We start from the raw sequence: 3,990 nt of genomic DNA, 5'->3' as shown, positions 1-3,990 counted from the left end.
CCGCCCGCCGCAGTTCGACCACTTCGCGTTTGATCTGGTAGATCGGTTCGACATCGGTCCGGGTGCCGGGTGCGAACGCGGCCTCCTCGATCAGGTCGATGTCGTTCTCCATGCGGGCGGTCACCTCGACATAGCGGTCCACCACGTAGTCGGCGATGGCGTGCATAACCGCAAACGGCCCCAGTCGCATCTGCTCGGGATCGGCTTCCATGCGCCTGCGCACGTCGGTCAGGCTGCTGTGTTCGCCGTGTCGGACGGTGACCACGAAGTTCCTGCCGACAAACATCATGATCTCGCCCGTCTCGACGATCTCCCGGGGCACCACCGCCGATTCGTGGGCGACGTAGTTGACGGTCTTGAGCGCCAGGAACAGGCTGTCGTCGTAGCGCTCCAGCTTCGGCCGCTGGTGTGCCTGAACGGCGTCCTCGACCGACAGCGGGTGCAGTTCGAAGGTCGCGGCCACGCCCTGCATCTGGGCCTGGCCCGGCTCGTGCAGACCGACCCACACGAACGCTTCGCGCCCGTCGGCCTCGATCTCGCGCACCTTGGCCCGGGCGCCCGCGGGGGTGAACCGGCCCGGGATGCGCTTGCCGTCGGCGTAAACACCGCAGTCCACCAGCACTCGAGGTGCCCGGTCGTGCAACGCCGTCATGGCGGCTCTCCCTCCGGCGCAGGTGCCGGTCAAATGCTACGCGTCCGGCGTCGATCTGCGCGGTGAGCGGGCTTCATCGGCGGGGTCCCGAAGTTTCGGTGACGGCGCCGGTGCGCTAGTTTCGACCCGGACCAACGCCAGACCAGCCGAACGTTCGAGGAGCGCTTGACGTGAGCACAACCCCACTCAAGGTCGCCGTCACCGGCGCCGCCGGCCAGATCGGATACAGCCTGCTTTTCCGCCTGGCCAGCGGCTCGCTGCTGGGCCCCGACCGGCCGATCGAACTGCGCCTGCTGGAGATCGAGCCGGCGCTCAAGGCGCTTGAGGGCGTCGTCATGGAGCTCGACGACTGTGCGTTCCCGCTGCTGTCGGGTGTGCAGATCGGCTCGGACGCGAACAAGATCTTCGACGGTGCCAATCTGGCGCTGCTGGTCGGCGCCCGCCCGCGTGGACCGGGCATGGAGCGCAGCGACCTGCTGGAGGCCAACGGCGCCATCTTCACCGCGCAGGGCAAGGCACTCAACGCGGTTGCGGCCTCCGACATCCGGGTCGGGGTCACGGGCAACCCGGCCAACACCAACGCGCTGATCGCGATGACCAACGCGCCCGACATCCCCAAGGAGCGCTTCTCGGCGCTGACCCGTCTGGACCACAACCGGGCGATCTCGCAGTTGGCCGCCAAGACCGGCGCCAAGGTCACCGACGTCAAGAAGATGACGATCTGGGGTAACCACTCGGCGAGCCAGTACCCCGACATCTTCCACGCCGAGGTCGGCGGGCGTAACGCCGCCGAGGTGGTCGGCGACCAGGACTGGATCGAGAACGACTTCATTCCCACCGTCGCCAAGCGCGGTGCGGCGATCATCGACGCGCGCGGTGCGTCGTCGGCCGCCTCGGCGGCATCGGCCACCGTCGACGCCGCCCGGGACTGGCTGCTGGGCACCCCGGACGGTGACTGGGTGTCGATGGCGGTGGTCTCCGACGGCTCCTACGGTGTGCCCGAGGGCCTGATCTCCTCGTTCCCGGTCACCACCTCCGGCGGCGACTGGAGCATCGTGCAGGGCCTGGACATCGACGACTTCTCCCGCAGCCGTATCGACGCCTCGACCGCTGAACTCGCCGACGAGCGCGAAGCGGTTACCTCGCTCGGCCTGATCTGAGGGCATTAGCTCGGTCGGTGGTGTTGGAACTGCGGTGCATCGGCTGCCGCGGCCGATAGAAAGAACGCAAATGCAGCGCAGTACCCTGGACTATCGATGCCTGAGAACCTGATGAACAGCTCGCCGATCGTGATCGGAGACGAAGAGATCTTCGAAGCCCACACGGGTGGAAAGATCTCCGTCGAACTCAAGTCGCCGCTGGACAGCCAGCGTGCGCTGTCGATCGCCTACACCCCCGGCGTGGCGCAGGTGAGCCGGGCCATCGCCGCCGACCACACCCTGGCGGCTCGGTACACCTGGGCGCACCGGCTGGTGGCGGTGGTGAGCGACGGCACCTCGGTGCTCGGGCTGGGGGACCTCGGACCGTCGGCGGCGCTGCCGGTGATGGAGGGCAAGGCGGCGTTGTTCAAGACGTTCGCCGGCCTGGACTCCATCCCGATCGTGTTGGACACCAAGGACCCCGACGAGATCGTCGAAACCCTGGTGCGGCTGCGTCCGTCGTTCGGGGCGGTCAATCTGGAGGACATCTCCGCTCCGCGCTGCTTCGAGATCGAACGCCGCGTGATCGAGGCGCTGGACTGCCCGGTGATGCACGACGACCAGCACGGCACCGCGATCGTGGCCTTGGCGGCCCTGCTGGGGGCGGCCAAGGTGGTCGACCGCGAGATCTCCTCGCTGCGGGTGGTGGTCTCCGGTGCCGGTGCCGCGGGGGTGGCCTGCGCGAACATCCTGCTCTCGCGGGGCGTAACGGACATGATCGTGCTGGACTCGCAGGGCGTGCTGCACCCGGAGCGCTCGGGCATGAACGAGGTCAAGCTCGAGCTGGCGCAGCGGACCAACCCGCGGGGCGTCACCGGCGGTCTCGCGCAGGCGCTGGCCGGCGCCGACGTCTTCCTCGGAGCGTCCGGAGGCGTGGTGCCCGAGGAGCTGATCGCGTCGATGGCACCGGGCGGCGTGGTGTTCGCCCTGTCCAATCCCGACCCGGAGATCCACCCCGACCTGGCCGCCAAGCACGCGGCGGTGGTGGCGACCGGACGCAGCGACTTCCCCAACCAGATCAACAATGTGCTGGCCTTCCCCGGTGTGTTCCGTGGTGCGCTGGACGCCGGTGCGCGCCGGATCACCGAGGCGATGAAGTTGGCTGCCGCAGAAGCGATTTTCTCGGTTGTCGCCGACGAGCTGGCCCCGGACCGTATCGTGCCCAGCCCGCTGGATCCCCGGGTCGAGCCGGCCGTTGCGGCCGCTGTCGCGGCGGCCGCCGACACCGCCTCCTGAGTTCGCGGTGCGCAGGCCGCTCGGACAGCACCTGCGCCGCTGGGCGCTGGGATGGGCGGCGGTGCTGATCGCCGGTTGTGGCGTTCACCCGGGCCCGTCGCCGCTGACCGTGGGCATGTCTCCGGATCCGCAGGCGCAGGTGCTGGCCCACCTGTATGCCAGCGCGCTGCGCAGCACCGGCGCCGCAGTGCGCATCGAGGCGGTCGCAGACCCGGTTCCGGGACTGGATTCCGGGGAGCTGACCGTGGTGCCCGGTTTCACCGGCCGGTTCCTGGCGATCTTCGCCCCCGACGCTGTGGCACGCTCCGATCGGGCGGTCTACTGGGCGTTGGCCGGGGCGCTGCCGGAGGGACTCGCGGTCGGCGACTATGCGATGAGCGCCGAGGACAAGCCGACGCTGGCCGTGACCGAGGCGACGGCCCTGGCCTGGGGCGAATCCGACCTGAGCGCGCTCGTGCGGCACTGCGCCGGGCTGGCCGTGGGCCGGGTTGCAGGCGCGCCGGCACCTACCGCCGTGGGGCGCTGCGCGCTGCCCAAGGCTCGTGAATTCCCCAATGACACAGCGTTGTTCGCCGCGCTGCGCGCTCGCCAGATCACGGCGGCGTGGGCCACTACCGCCGACCCGGGCGTACCGGAGGACGTGGTGCGGCTCACCGACGGCCGGCCCGCGCTGGTACGCGCGGAGAACGTGGTGCCGCTGTATCGCCGCAACGAGCTGAACGAGGTCCAGCTGCTGGCGGTCAACCAGGTGGCCGGAGTGCTCGACACCGAGGCGCTGATCGAGATGCGTCGCCGGGTGGCCGAGGGAGCCGATCCGCAGGCGGTGGTGGACGCATTCCTCGACGAGCACCCGCTGGGGCGCTAGTTGTACTGACCTGAGAGGTTAGGTACGCGGCTGGCGGG

At 69.5% G+C, this 3,990-nt stretch carries 4 protein-coding genes; 3 read left to right on the top strand and 1 reads right to left on the bottom strand.

Annotated elements, in window-relative coordinates:
• A partial coding sequence (locus LI92_RS20205; protein ID WP_046322050.1) for a CorA family divalent cation transporter occupies positions 1 to 652 on the bottom strand: 652 nt, incomplete at its 3' end.
• A gap of 170 nt (positions 653 to 822) precedes the next feature.
• Here LI92_RS20205 and LI92_RS20200 point away from each other — a divergent pair.
• The 3 genes from LI92_RS20200 to LI92_RS20190 all read left to right on the top strand — a co-directional run bounded on the left by LI92_RS20200 (position 823) and on the right by LI92_RS20190 (position 3,952).
• Positions 823 to 1,812 (top strand): malate dehydrogenase, encoded by a 990-nt coding sequence (locus LI92_RS20200; protein WP_046322049.1) that lies wholly within the window; start codon positions 823 to 825, stop codon positions 1,810 to 1,812.
• A gap of 96 nt (positions 1,813 to 1,908) precedes the next feature.
• Entirely contained in the window at positions 1,909 to 3,087 is a 1,179-nt protein-coding gene (locus LI92_RS20195) for an NAD(P)-dependent malic enzyme (protein WP_046322048.1), read from the top strand.
• 7 nt (positions 3,088 to 3,094) lie between these two features.
• Positions 3,095 to 3,952, top strand: a complete 858-nt coding sequence (locus LI92_RS20190) for a glycine betaine ABC transporter substrate-binding protein (RefSeq protein ID WP_502691485.1) — start codon at positions 3,095 to 3,097, stop codon at positions 3,950 to 3,952.
• Positions 3,953 to 3,990 lie beyond the last annotated feature (38 nt).

Source organism: Mycobacterium sp. UM_Kg1 (assembly GCF_000972925.1).
In the GTDB taxonomy this organism is placed as follows: domain Bacteria; phylum Actinomycetota; class Actinomycetes; order Mycobacteriales; family Mycobacteriaceae; genus Mycobacterium; species Mycobacterium hiberniae.
The sequence above is the reverse complement of the archived record's forward strand: the minus strand, read 5'-3'. Positions and strand labels throughout refer to the sequence as shown.

Bases quoted from the DNA above. Each gene is read 5' to 3' on its own strand.
- LI92_RS20195 (WP_046322048.1), top strand. From the start codon at position 1,909: ATGCCTGAGAACCTGATGAACAGCTCGCCGATCGTGATCGGAGACGAA.